This is a genomic window from Devosia sp. RR2S18 (genome assembly GCF_030177755.1).
Lineage (GTDB): Bacteria > Pseudomonadota > Alphaproteobacteria > Rhizobiales > Devosiaceae > Devosia > Devosia rhizosphaerae.
The window spans coordinates 91,210-109,461 of record NZ_CP126539.1; the positions used below are offsets into that span (position 1 = coordinate 91,210).

Here is an 18,252-nt window from a genome sequence, read left to right on the forward strand (position 1 = left end):
ACAGCGGACGTGGCGACCGATCTTCACGCCGATGCGGCCCAGCGACAGGCGACCTATCAGCGCCTTGCCGCCCGCAACAAGGTGGTGTCGGCGCTGCGTTGGGCCGTGCCCACTCTGGGCGTGCTGACCCTGGTTGGCCTTATCGGGCAAATCTATCTGTCGAGCCTGGGCAATCGCTTCAGCATCGGCCAGGTCAGCGTCACGCGCGAAGCCATCTCCATTGCGGCGCCCGAATATGCAGGCGTGCTGCCCGATGGTTCGACCTACCGCGTCTGGGCGGATACGGCGGAGGCTGCAACGGGGGCCACCAATCTGATCGGGCTGACCGACGCTGCCCTGACGATGAACCGCTCGACCGGCATCACCATGCAGGTCAACGCGCCCCAGGCGATGCTGGACACCACTAGTGAGCGCGTCATCATCGAGGACATTGCCTATGTCGAGGACTCCACTGGTACAGCGGGTACAGTCCACGACTCGGTGTTCGACTACGCCACGCAAACCCTAACGGGTGAGGGTGACGTGGAAATCGACTATGCGGACGGCACGCAGCTCGTCGCCCGCGGCATGACTTATGACGCCGAGGGCCTGATCTGGACATTTTCCAATGCCAAGGTCACCCTACCCTCGACGCCCGGAGCCGATCCTTGATGCGCACTGCCTTCCTCCTCGCACTGTTTCTGGGCTTTGTGACCGTGCCTGCGAGTGCGCAACAGCCGGTGGAGATCACCGCTGACCTCTTCACCGTCGACGAGAACTCGAGCGAGGCGGTGTTCACCGGCAATGTGGTGGTGATCCACCCCACAGTAACGGTCTGGGCGCCCAAGGTCGTGGCGATCTATGGCGACGGCGGCACTTCGGACATCGAGAGCTTCGTCGCCTCGGGCGGTGATGTGAAGCTGCAAACCAGCGATCAAACCGCGACCGGCGAACAAGCCATCTTCACGCCAGGCGACCAGTTGCTGCGCCTTACCGGCAATGTGCTGGTGACCAATGCCAGTGGAACGGTGGCCGCCCCTGAACTGGTGGTCAATCTCGAGACCAATGTCTCGACATTTACGGGCAACCAGGGCGGCCGGGTGACGGGAGTGTTCACCTCGCAATGAACGACCCCCAGTCCAAGCCGCGCGTCGACCAGACCGGTTGGCTGGTCGCCCACAACTTAGCCAAAAGTTTCGGCAAACGCGTCGTGGTGCGCGATGTCTCCATCGCCGTCCGCCGGGGCGAGGCGGTTGGACTGCTTGGGCCCAATGGGGCGGGCAAGACGACCGTCTTCACCATGATCATGGGGCTGGTCAAACCCGACAAGGGCGATATCAGCCTCGATGGACAGGCGATTACCCGCCTGCCGCTGTTCCAGCGCGGGCGCCTCGGCATCGGCTATCTGCCGCAGGAGCCGTCCATTTTCCGCGGGCTGACCGTCAGCGGCAACATCATGGCCGTGCTGGAAAACCATGTGAAGGGCAAGCGCGAACGCGAAGCGCGCCTCGAATCGCTGCTGCAGGAATTCTCGATCACGCACCTTGCCAAATCCAGTGCCCTGGCCCTTTCGGGTGGCGAGCGGCGGCGTGTTGAAATCGCCCGCGCCCTGGCGGCCGATCCCGCCTTCATGCTGCTCGACGAACCCTTCGCCGGCGTCGATCCAATTGCCGTCAAGGAAGTCAAAGGGCTCGTGCGCCAGCTGACGCAACGGGGTATCGGCGTGCTGATTACCGACCACGCCGTGCGCGAGACCCTGGGCCTCGTGGATCGCGCCTATGTGATCCATGGTGGCAAGGTGATGATCCAGGGGCGGCCTGAAACCATCAGCGCCGACCCTGACGCACGGCGCGTTTACCTGGGTGAAAATTTCGCGATCTAGAGACGTCGGTGACCTGATGCCACACTTGGCATAGAACTTGCCCAGGCGCTTGCCCCTTCTGGCAAATTACGGCATGGTCCGGCAAGAAACAGCCGGACACGGCTGAGAAGTTTTGCGCCAGAGGTTTGACTAACAATGGCACTTTCGCCGCGTCTGGAATTTCGTCAGGCGCAAAGCCTGACACTGACGCCGCAATTGATGCAGTCCATCCGGCTGCTGCAGCTGAGCCATCTGGAGCTCAGCACCTTCGTCGACGAGGAATTGCTGCGCAATCCGCTCCTCGAGCGTGAAGATGGCGCCGAGCCGGGCGAAGCCAGCGACGTTCCTGAACCGCAGGGTGAAGTTGCCGCGTACGAAGACACGTTCGAGCGCAGCGAGCGCATTGGTGACGCTGAGTCCATTGCTGACGGCTACGACACTGCGGTCGAGAACATCTTTCCCGAACAGGGCCCCTCCGAAGGCGCGGCGCCCGTCAGTCGCCTGGATCGGAACGGGAGCAGCGAGGGCGGGGAAGCGCCCGACATCGATCAATATGTCGCCTCCCGGCCGCTCCTGTCGGATCACCTGATGGCGCAGGCCAATATGATCCTGCGCACCACCGCCGACAGGCTGATTGCGCGCTATCTGGTCGATAGCCTCAACGAGGCCGGTTATCTTGTGGCGGATCTCGATGCCATCGCCGAGCAGTTGGGCGCCGAACGCGCCGATATCGAAGCCGTGCTTGAAGCCCTGCAGGGTTGCGACCCCATCGGGGTATTCGCCCGGTCGGTGCCGGAGTGCCTGGCCATCCAGCTACGCGACCGCGACCGGCTCGACCCGATCATGCAGGCGCTGCTCGATAACCTCGACCTTCTCGCCGAGCACAACATGGTCGGTCTGATGCGCGCCATCGGCTGCGATCGGGAGGACCTCCTCGACATGCTGGCCGAGCTGCGCCAGCTCGATCCCAAGCCCGGTCTGGCCTTCGACTCAGGGCCGGTTGAGTCGGTGGTGCCGGACGTCTTCGTGCGCCGCGGACCGGACGGCGCCTGGCAGATCGAGCTCAACAGCGAAGTGCTGCCGCGGGTGCTGGTCAACCGCGTCTATTATGCGAGCGTCACCAAAAAGACCCGCGATACCGCCGAAAAGAGCTTTCTGTCGGATTGTCTCGCCACCGCCAACTGGCTGACCAAGAGCCTCGACCAGCGGGCCCAGACCATCCTCAAGGTGGCTGCCGAAATCGTGCGCCAGCAGGACGGCTTTTTGGTGCATGGAATAGCCCATCTGCGTCCCATGACCCTGCGCAATGTGGCTGAGACCATCGACATGCATGAGTCCACGGTCAGCCGCGTCACCTCGAACAAGTACATCGCCACCCCGCGCGGGCTGTTCGAGATGAAGTATTTCTTCACCACCGCGATCGCTTCGAGCGATGGTGGCAGCGACCATTCGGCCGAAGCGGTACGGCACCGCATTCGGCAGCTGATCGACGCAGAGGCTGCCGATGGCGTTCTGTCGGACGACACCATTGCAGCCATGCTCAAGAAGGAGCAGGGGATCGACGTCGCCCGCCGAACCGTCGCCAAATACCGGGAGGGCATGAACATTGCCTCCTCCGTAATCCGCCGGCGCCAAAAGAAAAACCTTGCTCAGGTCGACTGACCGCTCGGCCCAGCAAATCACTTTGGCATTAGCCAGTTTGGACCCATGCGGCCATCCTGTGGCAAAGAGCCGCCGGAAACGAACCGGGAGCGCCTATTGCGCATTGCGTCTCAAGCGAGCGCGGGTCTAGCATCGGCCTTGTCCACTTCCCACATCGGGAGTGCGACAAGCGTGATCCCGGAACCGGGGACGGCTTCGGGAGATCCTCGCGTCGACACGACAAGCAAGGAAAAGAGGAAGCCATGAGCTTACGGGTTTCGGGAAAGAACATGGATGTTGGCGATGCCCTGCGCGGCACTGCCGAGGAGCATTTCGAGGACGTCGTCGGTAAGTATTTCGATGGCGGCTATGATGGCCATCTAACCCTGCAACCTGATGGGTCGGGCTTCCGCGCCGATTGCGTCGTCCATCTCGATACCGGCGTGGTCTTGCAGGCCAGCGCTGCGGGTGGCGACCCTACCTCGGCCTACCAGATCATGTCGCAGCACATTGAAAAGCGCCTGCGCCGCTACAATCGGCGGCTCAAGCAGCACCGGCGCGGGAATGGCAACACGGCGGGCGGCGACGGCCTGTCCGCCCAGTATACCGTCTTTGGCGCCTTTGATGATGTCGATGAAGTCGCCGAGGACTACGCCCCGCCCGTCGTGGCCGAGAGCACGCAGAATCTGCGCCAGATGAGTGTCGAGGAAGCGGTGATGGAACTCGACTTCACTGGCAACCCGGTGGTGATGTTCCGCCATGCTGGACATGGTGGGCTGAATGTGGTCTACCGCCGCGCTGACGGCAATATAGGCTGGATCGATCCGGCCTTGAGCGCCAATTGAGTGGCTCTCAAGCCTTAATCCAGCGTAGTTGATCCGGGGCGCATCGATGGAATTGGCCGATATTTTGGCTGAGCGCGCCGTGCTGATTTGCACGGACGTGCCCAACAAGCACAAATTGTTGCATATACTGAGCGATCGCGCCGCCGAATTGACCGGACATACGGCCGAGGAAATCTTCTCGGCCGTCGCCAGCCGCGAGGAACTCGGCTCGACGGGACTGGGCAACGGCATTGCCGTTCCGCACGGCAAGATCTCCGGCCTCAAATCGGTTACGGCGGTTTTTGCCCGGCTCGAGCAGCCCATTGATTTTGACGCCGTGGACGAACAGCCAGTCGATCTGGTGGTTATGCTGCTGGCGCCCGTTGGCGCGGGGGCAGATCACCTCAAGGCGCTCTCCCGCGTAGCCCGCTTGCTGCGCACCGAAGAGGTGGTGGACGAACTGCGTCGTGGTTCGGACCCTGCTGCGCTGCACGGCGTGTTGACTCGGCCCGTTGAGACCAATTTCGCCGCTTGAGGCTGCGACGCTACCAAACAAAAAGGGCCCGCGCGATCACCTCGCGTGGGCCTTTTCATTTCAAGCAGCCTGCCGCCTAGTGAACAGTGGCGAGCCCCAGATTCTTGTCGCCAAGCCAGTCCACCACCGCATCTTCGGTGTCGGTCACCAGCAGCGGCGTGCCGTCTGCGGACATCACGAGCTGGTAAAAGGTGGCGTGGTCGAATTCAGCATTGGTGATCATGTCGGCCAGGATGGCGCCACTCACCGGCCGAACATAGGCTACTGCGTCACCGCCCAAGGCCGCGAACTGCGCGCGCGTCAGGGACTTCAGGGGATGGATCAACTGATCCGAAATGGCCTCATGGCTACGCTTTTCATACATCTTCTGGCCCTTTCCTCATACTGAGCGAATATCGATACGTCGGGCAGTCTTGGGCGTCTTGGGGCGCTCTATAGCAACAACGAGCATACCATGCCCTAAAGTTGCATCCTTCACGACCATGCCATCGGCCAACAGGAACGATCGCTGGAACTGCCGCGCGGCAATGCCGCGGTGCAGGTACTGCCGATTGGGATCGTCCTTCTGCTTGCCGCGAACCACGATCTGGTTGTCCTCGGCCATCACTTCGAGCTCACCCGCGGCAAAGCCGGCGACAGCAATGGAGACCAGGAAGTGCTCCGTGCCATCCGCATCCACCGTGCGCTCGATGTTATAAGGCGGGTAGCCATCGGCCGATTTGGCAAGGCGGTCCACGCGCTCCTCAAAGCTGTCAAAGCCCAGGAGAAAGGGAGCGGAAAACACCGAAATACGCGACATCAACGCCGTCCTTGTTACACAAGCAACGTATCGGCGCCGACCCGAAAGCTTGGCATCGAGCGCCCAAGCGAGATATGGGGCAGCGGGCCCCGTGCTTCAAGTGGTCCGGGAGACGGCGCATGGACCAGACAATTGCCATCATTACCCCGGCGTTTGGGGCCGAGAAGACCATCGCAAGCACGGTGCAAAGCGTGCTCAACCAGACCTACCCGCACTGGCAGCTCTGGCTCATTGCCGATGACGGCCAGGATTACGAGGCATTGCTGGGGAGCGCCGGACTTGTGGACCCGCGGCTTCGATTTCTCGCCAGCGGCGGCCTGGGTCGAGGCGCGTCGGCGGCAAGAAATGTGGCGCTTGCTGCGATCACCACCCCTTATGCAGCCATTCTCGATGCCGACGATCGGTTCAAACCGAATAAGCTGGAACGGGCAGTTCCAGCGCTCGCCGAGCACCCGATCGTCAGCACCGCCCTGGACGTGATGAGCGAGCAACTTGCCCACCTGCGCTATGTCGGCCGGGGACCGGATCGGGTTCTGGGGTCCAGTGCGCACAAATGGGTGAACCTCTCGATGGACTCCATGATCGTGTGGGATCGGCGCCGCGCTAACGGCCGCTACGATCCAACCATGAGCAACATGACGGACCTGGAATTCCTCCTCCAGCTCTTCCGGACCAGCCGCACCTCGTTCCACCTGGGCGAGCCGCTGCATGACTACGTGAAGCGGTCGGGCTCGATGAGCAACGGCAAGAATGTCGCCGCCGGCATGGTTGCCTCCAAAACAACGCTGCTCCGGCGCCTGGAAAGTGGCTATTACGAAGGCCTCCGGGATGAGGACGGTGAGGGCGTCGCTGCCTTTCTCCGCGTCTCGCTGGAAGCCGAGGCTCAATATGAAGCGGCATTGGCCGCCCACCCCGGCTTGCTCTTTGAAGACCATCTCGAACCGATGCTGCTGGAGGCGCGTGAGCCCTTGCCATAGGCGCCGTTTCACCCTATAGAGCCGGCTTCTCCGGATCGCCCGGCCAAAAGGCATGCCGTGGCGGTCTTTGAATGCGATGGGCCTTAAAATCCATCCGACTTACGACAAGGACCCGCAAAATGCCAAAGATGAAGACCAAGTCCGGCGCCAAGAAGCGGTTTAGCTTCACCGCCACGGGCAAGGTGAAGGCCGGCGTCGCCGGCAAGCGCCACCGCCTGATCAGCCACAACGCCAAGTACATTCGCACGAACCGCGGCACCAAGATTCTCTCCAAGGGTGATGAGAACCTGGTCAAGTGGTACATGCCGTACAACCGCTAACGCGAAGGGAAGCTGAGATATGGCACGCGTTAAGAGAGGCGTAACCGCCCACGCTCGTCACAAGAAGGTCTTGAAGGCCGCCGAAGGCTATTACGGCCGTCGCAAGTCCACGATCCGCATCGCCAAGCAGGCCGTCGAAAAGGCTGGCCAGTACGCGTATCGCGACCGTCGCGTCAAAAAGCGCAACTTCCGCGCTCTATGGATTCAGCGCATCAATGCCGCTGTCCGGGACCACGGCCTGACCTATGGCCGATTTATCGACGGCCTCAGCAAGGCTGATGTTGCCGTTGACCGCAAGGTGCTGAGCGATCTCGCGATCACCCAGCCTGAAGCGTTCGCCGCGCTGGTCGTCAAGGCCAAGGCTGCGTTGGCTTACCTCGAAGGCGTCGACAAGACGACCCACGAGCGCGTCACCGCCTAACACTCCCCAGCTTCGTTGAGGCAAATTCGACGCCTTGCGCTACCCGATCAGGGCTAGCGCGGGGCGTTTTGTTTTGGTCTAACGCCCCCAGCAAATCCGGAAGCCTTGTTGATGTCTCTCGATAGTCAGATCGATACCCTGCGCGCCGAGCTTTCGGCCGCGATAGCCAATGCCGCTGATGAAACAGCACTCGACGCCGTGCGCGTGTCTGCCCTGGGCAAGAAAGGCAGTGTCTCGGCACTGCTTGCAAGCCTTGGCAGCATGGCGCCCGAAGAGCGCAAGACCGCAGGCCCCGCCATCAACGGCCTCAAGGTCGAGATTTCGGAGCTGGTCGAAGCCAAGAGCCAGGCGCTCGAGGCCAAGGCGCTCGCGGCGAGGCTCGAAGCCGAGACGGTGGATATCACGCTGCCCCTGCAGCAGGCGCCGACCGCCCGGGGTCGCATCCACCCCATCAGCCAGACCATGGACGAGATCACCGCGATCTTCTCAGACATGGGCTTCTCGATCGCCGAAGGGCCCGATATCGAGACCGACTACTTCAACTTCACTGCGCTGAACTTCCCAGAGGGCCATCCAGCCCGGGAGATGCATGACACCTTCTTCATGAAACCTGGCGCCGACGGGGCCAAGAAGGTGCTGCGCACCCATACTTCCCCGGTGCAGGTGCGCGTCATGCAACGCAGCAATGAGAAGCCTGCGGCCAGCTACATCACACCGCCCATGGATCCCCCGATCCGGGTGGTCATTCCCGGCCGCACCTATCGCAATGACAGCGACCAGACGCACACTCCCATGTTCCACCAGGTAGAGGGGCTGGTGATCGACAAATCCAGCCATATCGGCCAGCTGCGCTGGGTGCTGGAAGAGTTCCTCAAAGCCTATTTCGAGGTGCCTGACGTCACCTTGCGTTTCCGGCCCAGCTTCTTTCCCTTCACCGAACCTTCCATGGAAGTGGACGTGCAGTGCGACCGCTCTGGTTCCGAGGTGAAGATCGGCGAGGGCCAGGATTGGCTCGAAATCCTGGGCTGCGGCATGGTGCACCCCAATGTCATTCGCAATGCCGGCCTCGACCCTGATGTCTATCAGGGCTTTGCCTGGGGCATGGGCATCGACCGCCTCGCCATGCTGAAATATGGCATGCCGGATTTGCGCGCCTTTTTTGACGCCGATAAGCGCTGGCTCGACCATTACGGTTTCCGCCCGCTCGACCTGCCGACGCTCTTCGGCGGACTTTCCAGCTGAGCCAGACCGGACATTAGGCACAACAGATGAAATTCACACTCGACTGGCTCAAGGAGCACCTCGACACCACTGCCTCGGCCGAGGAGATCGGCCAGGCGCTGACCATGATCGGGCTCGAGCTCGAAGGAATGGAAGATCAGGGCAAGGCCCTGTCCGCCTTCGTTACGGCTCACATCGTCTCGGCTGAGCAGCACCCCAATGCCGACAAGCTGCGGGTCTGCAAGGTGGACGCGGGCACTGGCGAACTGATCGACGTGGTCTGCGGCGCGCCCAACGCCCGTACCGGGCTCAAAAGCGTATTCGCCTTCCCCGGCACCTATATTCCGGGCAAGGACATGACCATCGGCAAGGGCAATATCCGTGGCCAGGTGTCCAACGGCATGCTCTGCTCGGCCGCCGAGCTCGAGATCTCCAATGACCATGACGGCATCATCGAGCTGCCCGAGGACGCGCCGGTCGGGGAGAAGTATGTAAGCTACGCCGGCATTATCGGTGTGGTCTTCGATATCTCCATCACCCCCAATCGCGGTGACGCAACGGGCGTCTATGGGATCGCGCGGGATCTTGCGGCCTTCGGCCTCGGCACGTTAAAGGCGACCGACATGTCGCCGGTCTCTTCCAAGGGACCCAGCCCCATTGCGCCGCTGCCGCAGCAGTTCGGCCCTGACGAGCCCAAGACCGCGCGCAAGTTCGGCGGCCGGCTGATTGGCAACATCCAGAATGGACCGTCTCCCGATTGGCTGCAGCAGCGTCTGCGGGCGGTAGGCCTGCGGCCCATCAACAAGGTCGTGGACATCACCAATTGGGTGTCGCTCGGCTGGGGCCGTCCCCTCCACGCCTATGATGCCGACAAGATTGAGGGCCAACCGGTGCTGCGCAATGCACGCCCGGGGGAAGCGCTCGATGGTCTCGACAACAAGCTCCACCCGCTCGACGAGACCATGACGGTCATTGCCGATGATCGTGGGCCGTTGTGCCTGGGCGGCATCATGGGTGGCGAGCGCTCCGGCTGCACCGACGCCACGGTCAACGTCTTCATGGAATGCGCCAGCTGGGACCCCGAGCTCGTGGCTAAGACCGGCCGCAAGACGGGCATCGTCTCGGACGCCCGCTATCGGCTCGAGCGCTCCGTCGACCCAGCATTGACCGAACCGGGTCTGGAACTGGCCACGCGGCTCGTCCTCGAACTTTGTGGCGGTGAGCCGATGGAGCCTGTCTTTTCAGGCGAGGATGTGTTCCCCGACACCCAGATCGAGTTTCCGATCACCGAGGTCAACCGTCTCACCGGGCTGCACGTGCCCTCCTCGGAAGTTATCGCCATTCTTTCACGTCTGGGCTTTGCGTGCAGCGGCATGGGCGATACGCTCACCGTCAAGGTGCCGAGCTGGCGCCCCGACGTGACGCAAAAGGCCGATCTCGTCGAGGAGGTCATGCGCATGGTGGGTGTCGACAAGGTTCCCGTGGAGCCCTTGCCGCGCCTCAGCCATGTAGCGCCTCGGATGTTGACCACGATCCAGAACCGCCGCCGCATCGCCCGCCGCACTCTGGCCGCGCGGGGGCTGGACGAAGCGGTCACCTGGTCCTTTATCTCGCATGCAGAAGCCGTTCAGTTTGGTGGCGGAAGTGAGGCATTGCAGCTCGCCAACGCCATTGCTTCGGACATGACGGACATGCGTCCCTCCTTGCTGCCCGGGCTTTTGGCTGCCGCCAAGCGCAATGCCAATCGCGGCAATGCCGACCTGGCGCTATTCGAAGTCGGCCAGGTTTTCCTCTCGGATTCTCCTGAAGGACAGCACACCTACGCCACTGGCATCCGCACCGGAACGGCTAAAACCTCCGGCGCCGGTCGGCACTGGTCGGGCAAGGCTGAGCCGGTCGGCGTCTTTGATGCCAAGGCCGACCTCGGGGCACTGCTGGATGCCATGGGCTACGATATCGACAAGGTGCAGATCCTTGCCGAACCGGCGCCCTGGAGCCACCCTGGCCGCGGTGGCCGCGTCGCGCAGGGGCCCAAAACTCTTGCCTGGTTTGGCGAATTGCATCCCGCCTGGGCGGCCGAACTGGACATCGAGGGGCCGGTTGCGGCGTTCGAGCTTGATCTCGACGCCCTGCCAGAACCACGGAGAAAACCAACGAAAACAAAGCCGGCGCTCGATTTTTCGGCGCTCATGCCGTTGAGCCGCGACTTCGCTTTCGTGGTGGATCGTTCGGTACAGGCCGCGACCATCCTCCGCGCGGCGCGGGGTGCCGACAAGAATTTGATCCGCGATGTCAGTGTCTTCGACGTGTTTGAAGGCAGCCATGTTGGGGAAGGCAAGAAGTCAGTGGCGATCGAGGTGACGTTGCAGCCCAAGGACAAAACGCTGACGGAGGAGGAGATCGAGAAGGTCTCGGGCGCCATTGTCGCGGCGGTCACCAAGACAACGGGCGGGGTGCTCCGCGCTTAAGACAGGCGCCGCGCGGCTGGCCTTTACACCGGCCGCGCGGACCGCTCATATCCGGACATGACGGACACCAGCCGATTCCCCGACGTGATGCTGCTTGCGGCAGGACTTGGTACGCGCCTGCGGCCGATTACCGAGACGATGCCCAAACCGCTAGTGCCCGTTGCGGGTGTGCCGCTGATCGAGCGGGTGATGGCAAATGCCCGCGCAGAGGGCGCCAAGCGCTTCGTTGCGAACGCCTTCTACCACGCCGATCAGATACTTGCTCACTTCGGCGGCTTGCTGAAAGTCAGCCGGGAAGAGGAACTGCTCGATACCGGCGGCGGGGTGAAGCGGGCGCTGCCAATGCTCCATTCCGACCCGTTCTTCGTCATGAATACCGACGCTTTCTGGCCCGCAGGAAGCGACGCGCCGCTACAGCGGACTGTTGAACAGTTTCACCGCAAAAGCGCAGCAATGGTGCTGCTTTGCGTGCATCCGCGCGACGCTTCCGGATTCGCCCGGAGCCATGATTTCTGCTTGGCACCCGATGGGCGAGTGACGCGGGACTATGGGGCGCCGGTGATTTATGGCGGCGTGGCGCTGATGGGCCGGGTGCTGTTCGAGGACACGCCCGACGGACCGTTCTCGCTCAACCTTCTGTTCGAGCGGTGCCTCGAGGCAGAGACCCTCTATGGCGTTGCGCTCGATGCGCCATGGTATCACGTCGGAGACCCAGGGGGATTGGCCGAGGCCGAACGGCGGCTTGCGCAATGACCGTCTTCTCCATTGCGCCCCATTCGACCTTTCTGCGCACATTGGCCGAAAAGGTGAGCGATGGGACGCTCCTCAATGGATGGGGACGCGACAATCCCTTTTGGCTGAGTGACGTAACGATCATTGTTCCGACGCGCCGCGCGCGGCTGGCGCTGGCCGATGCCTTCCTGCAGCTGGGTGGCGGACTGTTGCCGGACATTCGCACCTTCGGGGGCGAAGCTGAAGACGAAGAGCCTTTCCTGCCGCCCTATGACGCGCCGACAACGCTGCCGGTAGCCAGCGCGCTCGAGCGACGGTTGGCCCTGTCCGAATTGGTGGCGGCCTGGGCACGGACCCCGGCGGGTGCACAAGCCTTCGCCACACCACCAACGGCCGGAGAGATTTTTTTTATGGCCGAGTCGCTGGGCGGCCTTATCGACGATCTTGAAACAGAGGAGCGGACAGCGACAGACGTTCGGGCATTGGCGGGTGATCTGGAAGCCCATCTCGGCGCCTATTGGCAGCAGACGCTCAAATTCCTCGAAATCGCTCTCCAGTTCTGGCCGGAGCGGTTGGCGGCAATGGGCAAGGCGGACACCTCGACCCTGCGCCGGCAGCGGCTAGATCGGCAGGCACTGGCGGCACCGCTGGTCTATGGCGACCGTCCGGTGATCGCAGCCGGCTCCACCGGCTCTATTCCAGCAACGGCGCGGCTGCTCAAGGCCATCAATGCGCTGCCGCGTGGTGCCGTAGTGCTGCCCGGACTCAATATGAGCATGAGCCAGGATGATCATGCCGCCCTCCTGCGCGATGAGAACAATCCCCATGGCCACCCCCAATATGGCCTGGCCAAGCTCCTGCGCCGGCTGGGCGCTACCGTGGGCTCGGTGATCGAGCTGGCCGACGGGCCGACGCCCCGAACCCGGCTCGTCAACCATGCCCTGGCGCTCACCAAGGATACGGCATCGTGGTCGCGCAACCGGCTAAGCGCGGGTGAGCTGGCGGAAGCCTCGAGCGGCCTCGCCGTGATGCGGGCACGCACCGAGGACGAGGAGGCGCGCGCCATTGCGCTTGCAGCGCGGGCACGATTGGCGGAGGGCGAGACAGTCGGGATCGTCACGCCGGATCGCAATCTGGCGCGACGCATCGCGGCCGAACTCAAGCGTTTCGAGATCGTCGTGGACGATGCAGCCGGCGTGCCGCTGTTCCAGTCCCCCGCTGGGCGGCTGGTGCGCCAGATCCTGGCGCTGGGGGTAAATGGCTGCGCGGCCGTGGATTTGATGGCTCTCCTGCGCAATCGCGCGGTCCGGTTCGGCCTCGAACGCGTCGCCATCGCCAGGCTGGCGGATGATATCGAACTTGGCCTGCTGCGTGGGCAGCGGCCCAATGCGGGGATCGAGGGGCTGCGGCAGTTGCTCGGCGCCAATCTCGACCGGTCCAACAAATATCCAGCCCGCCGGCTGAGCCCCTCCGAAGGGGAAGCCATTGCCGCATTCCTGAGCCGGGTGGAGAGCGCAATTGCACCGCTGGTCCGGCTCTTCGGCGAGCCAATGGTGACAGCCGGGCAACTGGCCGATTGCCTCTGCTCTGCTTTCGACGCCATCGCCGAGGGCGCCAAAATCCCGGGCCGCAGCGAATTGGAACGCTGGACTGGCGAACTCAGCACCCATGGCATGGGTGGCCATCGCTTCGCGCCCCGCCAGCTCGAAGGCGTGCTCTCGGCCCTGATGCAGGGCTTTCAGGTGCCCACGCGCGAGGAACGGCGCGGCGATATCGCCATCTGGGGCCAGCTCGAAGCGCGGTTGCAGCATCCCGATTTCCTGATCCTGGCTGGCCTCAACGAGGATATCTGGCCCGAAGCGGCCGACCCAGGTCCGTGGCTCAGCCGGGGCATGCGGCTTGCGGCGGGGCTCGAGCCCCCCGAGCGCCGGCAGGGCCTTGCCGCCCACGACTTCGCGCAGGGGCTGGGCAATCGCAATGTCATCATCGCCTATGCCGAGCGGGTGGGGGCCAGTCCTGCCAGTCCCTCGCGGCTGGTGCAGCGGCTCGAAGCTTTTGCCGGTGCCGATGCTGCCCGAGCCTGGGAGCAGCGTGGACGCATTTGGATCGAGCAGGCACGGCGCGTGGATGCCGTGGCGACCGCCCGCGCGGCCGAGCGCCCCCTCCCCAATCCGCCGGCCGATCTGCGGCCCCGGACCTTGTCGGTGACAGAGATCGAGACGCTGATGCGCTCGCCCTACGACGTCTATGCCAAGCATGTCCTGAAGCTCAAGCCGCTCGACCCGCTCGGCGATACCCCCGATGCGCGCGAGCGCGGGACCATCATTCACGACATCTTCGCGGCGTTCGTCATCGAAGGGCATGACCTCTGGGCAGAGGATGCCTTCGAAGTCCTTTGTGCCATTGCCAAGGACAAGTTCAGCGGCCTCGACGCCATTGGTGAGCGCCGCGACATCTGGCTGCGGCGCTTCGAAACGGCGGCCCGGCAGTTCCTTACCTATGAGCGCAGCCGCGACGATCGCGTCCGCATGCGCCATGCCGAGATCGATGGCAATTGGGATCTGCCCATGGGCTTTACCCTCAAGGGGCGCGCTGACCGCGTGGATGAACTCGTCGATGGCACGCTTGAAATCATCGACTTCAAGACCGGAACGCCGCCCACGCCTGGCGCGATGAAAGCGTTCGAGGTGCCGCAATTGCTGCTCGAAGCACAGATGGCGCAGGCGGGCGGGCTCACCGGGGTGCCGGCGGTGGCCAGTTCGGCCCTTACCTATATCAAGATCGGCTTGGGGCCCGAGGCCTTCGCCGAAAAAGGGTTTACCCCTCCCGACACGCACGACATCATGAGTGCGGCTGACGAGATTACCCGCCGCATGCAGGCGCATGTGGACTGCTTTCTGTTCCGTGACACGCCCATGGCAGCGCGTCTGTTGCCGCTGCCGGGACAGCGCTTCGCCGGCGCCTATGACCATCTAGCGCGCGTCGCGGAATGGACCATAGTCGAGGGGGAGGACGGGGAGTGAGCGAGCGCGGCGAGCCCCGGATCACGCCCGAGACCCAGGCAAACCAGTCCAAGGCGGCAAACCCTGGTCTTTCCATCTGGGTGTCGGCGAATGCCGGCTCAGGCAAGACCTATGTGTTGACGCGGCGCGTCTTGCGCCTCCTTCTCACCGGGGTCGCCCCGCAGTCCATTCTTTGCCTCACCTATACCAAGGCGGCCGCCGCCGAGATGCGGCGCCGGGTTGCAGGCGAACTGGCGCGCTGGGCGGTGGCCGAGGAGGGGGCACTTGTCGCCGAGTTGCGCGCTCTTGAGGGCTCGGCATTCCATCCCGGGCTCGTGGAGCGGGCGCGGACGCTCTTTGCCAAGGCGCTGGAGACGCCCGGTGGGCTCAAGATCGTCACCATCCACGCGTTCTGCGAATCGGTGCTGCACCGCTTTCCGCTGGAAGCGGGGGTGCCGTTCGACTTCACCGTGATCGAGGAGGAAGAGCGCAACCAGATGATGCTGGCGGTGCGGGAGGCCGTGCTGGCGGAAGGCTTGCGCGGTGAGGGGCCCGCTGAAGCGATCGTGACGCTGTTTGACCTCTTGAGCGACCACCAGATCACCAGCGCCATCGATGCGGCCCTGGGTGAGGGCCGCAAGCTCGAGACGGTGCTGGCCGATCCCCGACGCGCCAAGGCCAATCTGCGCAAGCTGGTGGGTGCCGGCAATTTCCGCGGGAGCGCGGCCATCAACGAGGCCGTGCTGAACGAACGACTGGTGGGCGCGCGTGAAATCGAGCGCCTCCACGCGATCTGCCCGCCAACCGGCGCCAGCCGCCTGGAGGACAAGTTGGCGCAGTTCAACGAACGGGCGCCGCTTGCCGCAAGCTGGCAGCGCGCCTTCCTCACCGAAAAGGAAACGGTGCCGGCTCGTGGCTTTCCCGCCAAGAAAATCTGCGAGAGCGACCCGGACCTTGCCGATATGCTCCTTGCCGAGGCTGAACGCCTCCAGGCTCTGGCGGCCGAGCGGCGCAAAGCCCTCCTGATCGAGCGCAGCGAAGCGCTCCTCGATGTGGTCGCGACCATTTCGGCCCGCTACGAGGCGCAGAAGCGAGCGCGCTCGCTGCTCGACTTCGATGACCTCGTGGAGCGGCTGGGGGATTTGTTTGCCGACCGCTCGGTGGGTCCATGGGTGCAATACAAGCTCGATACGGCTATCGACCACATCCTGGTGGATGAATCGCAGGATACCAACCGCGAGCAGTGGCGCGTGGTGACGGCCATTGCCGAAGAGTTCTTCGCCGGGGCTGGGGGCGCCAGCCGGCCGCGCTCGCTTTTCGCCGTGGGTGACCAGAAGCAGTCGATCTACTCGTTTCAAGGCGCCGAGCCGGAGCTGTTTGCGGCAACCGGCGAGCACTTCAGCCGTCGCGCCAGCGAAACCGACATCCCATTCGAGCCGGTGCCGCTCCACACCAGCTTCCGTACCCTGCCCGAGATTCTCAAGGCGGTGGACCTGGTCAGCGACCTGCCGGGCATGGGCAATGCGCTCCTGTCCCAGGGAAAGGTCTTCCACGATACGGCGCGCCCCACCGGCGGGGGCAGCGTGACGCTGTGGCCGCCCATCCAGCAGCAAAGAGTGGTTGGCGACACCACCGAATGGCCCAAGGAGCCGGTCGAGGCGGAGCGCTCGGCATCGCGGCAGGTGGCGGAACGCATTGCGGGGGAAATTGTCGGCTGGGTCGGCAAGCGACCGCTGACGGGCCGCGGACGGATGGTGCGCGCCGAGGACGTGCTGATCCTCGTGCAGTCGCGTGGTGTCCTGTTCGGCGAAATCATCCGGGCGCTGCGCCGCGCAGGCCTGCCGACACCGGGAGCGGACCGGCTGGGGGTGACCAGCCATATCGGTGTCATGGATTTGTTGGCACTGTGCGACGTGCTGCTCAACCCGGCCGACGACCTGCAGCTGGCTGCGCTTCTGCGCTCGCCCCTGTTCGACGTGGATGAGGACGATCTCTTTGCCCTGGCACAGCCCCGCGCCCAGGGGCAGACGCTGTGGTCGGCGATGGAAGAGTGTCCGGCGCCCAATTGCCGCGAGGCTTTCGCGCGGCTCGCGCGCTGGCGGAGTGAGCTCGATTTCGAGCGGCCCTTCGAATTTGTTGCCCAGGTGCTTTATGCCGAAGGCGGGCTCAAGCGCTTCCATGCCCGGCTGGGCGAGGAGGTGGACGAGGTGTTTGCAGAATTGCTGGAGCTGGCGCTGACCCATGAGCAGCGCGCGCAGCCTTCGCTGCAGGGCTTCGTCGCCGAGATGCGCGGCCGCCATGTCACCATCAAGCGCGAACTGACCGAAGCCAATGCGGGCGTCCGCGTGATGACCGTGCATGGCGCCAAGGGCCTCGAAGCGCCCATCGTGATCCTCGCCGATGCCGCCAGCAAGCCCAGCGCCGGGCAGACCGGCAAGGCCGTCTATGTGCGTGACGGGGAGGATCCGGTGCTGATCCACGCCTCCTCGGCCAAGCTCCACACTGACGAGACGCTGCCCATCAAGCAGAAAGTCGACGAGAAGCTGCTGCAGGAATATTGGCGTAAACTCTATGTCGCCATGACGCGGGCGGAGGACGAACTTTATGTTACCGGCTGCCTCTCGCAGACCGGCAAGCTCGAGGGCAGTTGGTACGAGGCGGTGGACACGGCCCTGCGCGGGGACGCGGAAGTGGTGGCGGACGCCGATGGCAACGCGCTGGCGCTGATTTATCCGCGCGAGCGCATTGCGCCGGCTCCCGCGAAAACCGAGGGGGCTCTCGTCCCGCTGGCGGCCGAGCCCATGATTTTTACGCCGGTGCCCGAGCCTAATGTGCCACCCCTGGTGACACCCTCATCAGCCGGTGGGCACGTGACCCGGGTGGCGGCGCTCGACAGTCTGGGGGAACAGGTGCGCGACGCCGGTGCGGCGCGGCAGGAGGGCATTGCCCTTCATGCCCTCCTCCAGCATCTGGGGCGGGTTGAGCGTGCGCTCTGGCCCGCCGTGGTGCCCAAAGCATTGGACGCACTGCTACCGGACCTGCCGGACGCACACGAGCGGCTGGGCGCCAAGGCCGTCTCGATCCTCAGCCGACCGGAACTGGCGCCGCTGTTCGGCTCCGCCAGCCGCGCGGAGATACCCTTCATCGTGCATGCCTATCGGAATGGCGAGCCGATCCGGCTGGCCGGGCGCATGGACCGGGTGGTGGTTGACGAGCATGGGGTGTTGGTGATCGACTACAAATCCGACGCATCGGTGCCCGGGGGGCCGGGCGATGTGCCGGGGAACTATCGGACCCAGCTCGGATTATATGCGTTGGTTGCAGGTCAGCTCTTCCCCGGTCACCCGGTTCGTGCGGCGATACTGTGGACGCATTTGGAATCGTTGATGAATCTACCGGCCAGCATGCTAGCCGAGGACATCAGGGGCTTCACCATGCGGTGAGTCGGCTTGCGCCTAGGCTGGACTCTTCC

At 63.9% G+C, this 18,252-nt stretch carries 16 protein-coding genes; 14 read left to right on the forward strand and 2 right to left on the reverse strand.

Going from position 1 to position 18,252, the window contains the following annotated elements:
- Positions 1-9 precede the first annotated feature (9 nt).
- The 6 genes from QOV41_RS00435 to QOV41_RS00460 all read left to right on the forward strand — a co-directional run bounded on the left by QOV41_RS00435 (position 10) and on the right by QOV41_RS00460 (position 4,840).
- Positions 10-651, forward strand: a complete 642-nt coding sequence (locus tag QOV41_RS00435) for a hypothetical protein (protein WP_284578785.1) — start codon at positions 10-12, stop codon at positions 649-651.
- A complete protein-coding gene (locus tag QOV41_RS00440; RefSeq protein WP_284581400.1) occupies positions 651-1,106 on the forward strand; it encodes an LptA/OstA family protein in 456 nt (151 codons plus the stop codon). Before QOV41_RS00435 ends, QOV41_RS00440 begins: the two co-directional genes overlap by 1 nt.
- Complete coding sequence (gene lptB / locus QOV41_RS00445) at positions 1,055-1,861, forward strand: LPS export ABC transporter ATP-binding protein (RefSeq protein ID WP_350151199.1); 807 nt, start codon at positions 1,055-1,057, stop codon at positions 1,859-1,861. Before QOV41_RS00440 ends, lptB begins: the two co-directional genes overlap by 52 nt.
- A gap of 135 nt (positions 1,862-1,996) precedes the next feature.
- Complete coding sequence (rpoN, locus tag QOV41_RS00450; RefSeq protein WP_284578787.1) at positions 1,997-3,502, forward strand: RNA polymerase factor sigma-54; 1,506 nt, start codon at positions 1,997-1,999, stop codon at positions 3,500-3,502.
- A 242-nt stretch (positions 3,503-3,744) separates the two neighbouring features.
- Positions 3,745-4,326 carry a ribosome hibernation promotion factor gene (locus QOV41_RS00455; RefSeq protein ID WP_284578788.1) on the forward strand — a complete coding sequence of 194 codons (582 nt, stop codon included), beginning with the start codon at positions 3,745-3,747 and terminating at the stop codon, positions 4,324-4,326.
- A gap of 46 nt (positions 4,327-4,372) precedes the next feature.
- Positions 4,373-4,840, forward strand: coding sequence for a PTS sugar transporter subunit IIA (locus QOV41_RS00460; protein ID WP_284578789.1), 468 nt, complete (start codon positions 4,373-4,375; stop codon positions 4,838-4,840).
- Positions 4,841-4,916: 76 nt separating this feature from the next.
- Here QOV41_RS00460 and QOV41_RS00465 read toward each other — a convergent pair whose 3' ends face one another.
- Positions 4,917-5,204, reverse strand: coding sequence for a DUF1150 family protein (locus QOV41_RS00465; RefSeq protein WP_284578790.1), 288 nt, complete (start codon positions 5,202-5,204; stop codon positions 4,917-4,919).
- A gap of 15 nt (positions 5,205-5,219) precedes the next feature.
- Positions 5,220-5,639, reverse strand: coding sequence for an Hsp20 family protein (locus tag QOV41_RS00470; RefSeq protein WP_284578791.1), 420 nt, complete (start codon positions 5,637-5,639; stop codon positions 5,220-5,222).
- Positions 5,640-5,758: 119 nt separating this feature from the next.
- On the opposite strand from QOV41_RS00470, the gene QOV41_RS00475 reads away from it, so the two are divergent.
- From QOV41_RS00475 to addA, 8 genes are all read left to right on the forward strand, one after another.
- Positions 5,759-6,616 (forward strand): glycosyltransferase family 2 protein, encoded by an 858-nt coding sequence (locus QOV41_RS00475; RefSeq protein WP_284578792.1) that lies wholly within the window; start codon positions 5,759-5,761, stop codon positions 6,614-6,616.
- Between the two features lie 119 nt (positions 6,617-6,735).
- Positions 6,736-6,936, forward strand: a complete 201-nt coding sequence (gene rpmI / locus QOV41_RS00480; RefSeq protein WP_284578793.1) for a 50S ribosomal protein L35 — start codon at positions 6,736-6,738, stop codon at positions 6,934-6,936.
- Positions 6,937-6,955: 19 nt separating this feature from the next.
- Positions 6,956-7,357, forward strand: a complete 402-nt coding sequence (gene rplT, locus QOV41_RS00485; RefSeq protein ID WP_284578794.1) for a 50S ribosomal protein L20 — start codon at positions 6,956-6,958, stop codon at positions 7,355-7,357.
- A gap of 111 nt (positions 7,358-7,468) precedes the next feature.
- Complete coding sequence (pheS, locus tag QOV41_RS00490; protein WP_284578795.1) at positions 7,469-8,599, forward strand: phenylalanine--tRNA ligase subunit alpha; 1,131 nt, start codon at positions 7,469-7,471, stop codon at positions 8,597-8,599.
- Positions 8,600-8,625: 26 nt separating this feature from the next.
- A complete protein-coding gene (pheT, locus tag QOV41_RS00495) occupies positions 8,626-11,046 on the forward strand; it encodes a phenylalanine--tRNA ligase subunit beta (RefSeq protein WP_284578796.1) in 2,421 nt (806 codons plus the stop codon).
- A 57-nt stretch (positions 11,047-11,103) separates the two neighbouring features.
- Entirely contained in the window at positions 11,104-11,799 is a 696-nt protein-coding gene (locus QOV41_RS00500; RefSeq protein ID WP_284578797.1) for a nucleotidyltransferase family protein, read from the forward strand.
- Positions 11,796-14,801 (forward strand): double-strand break repair protein AddB, encoded by a 3,006-nt coding sequence (gene addB / locus QOV41_RS00505; protein ID WP_284578798.1) that lies wholly within the window; start codon positions 11,796-11,798, stop codon positions 14,799-14,801. Before QOV41_RS00500 ends, addB begins: the two co-directional genes overlap by 4 nt.
- Complete coding sequence (gene addA / locus QOV41_RS00510; protein ID WP_284578799.1) at positions 14,798-18,223, forward strand: double-strand break repair helicase AddA; 3,426 nt, start codon at positions 14,798-14,800, stop codon at positions 18,221-18,223. Before addB ends, addA begins: the two co-directional genes overlap by 4 nt.
- Positions 18,224-18,252: the final 29 nt, after the last annotated feature.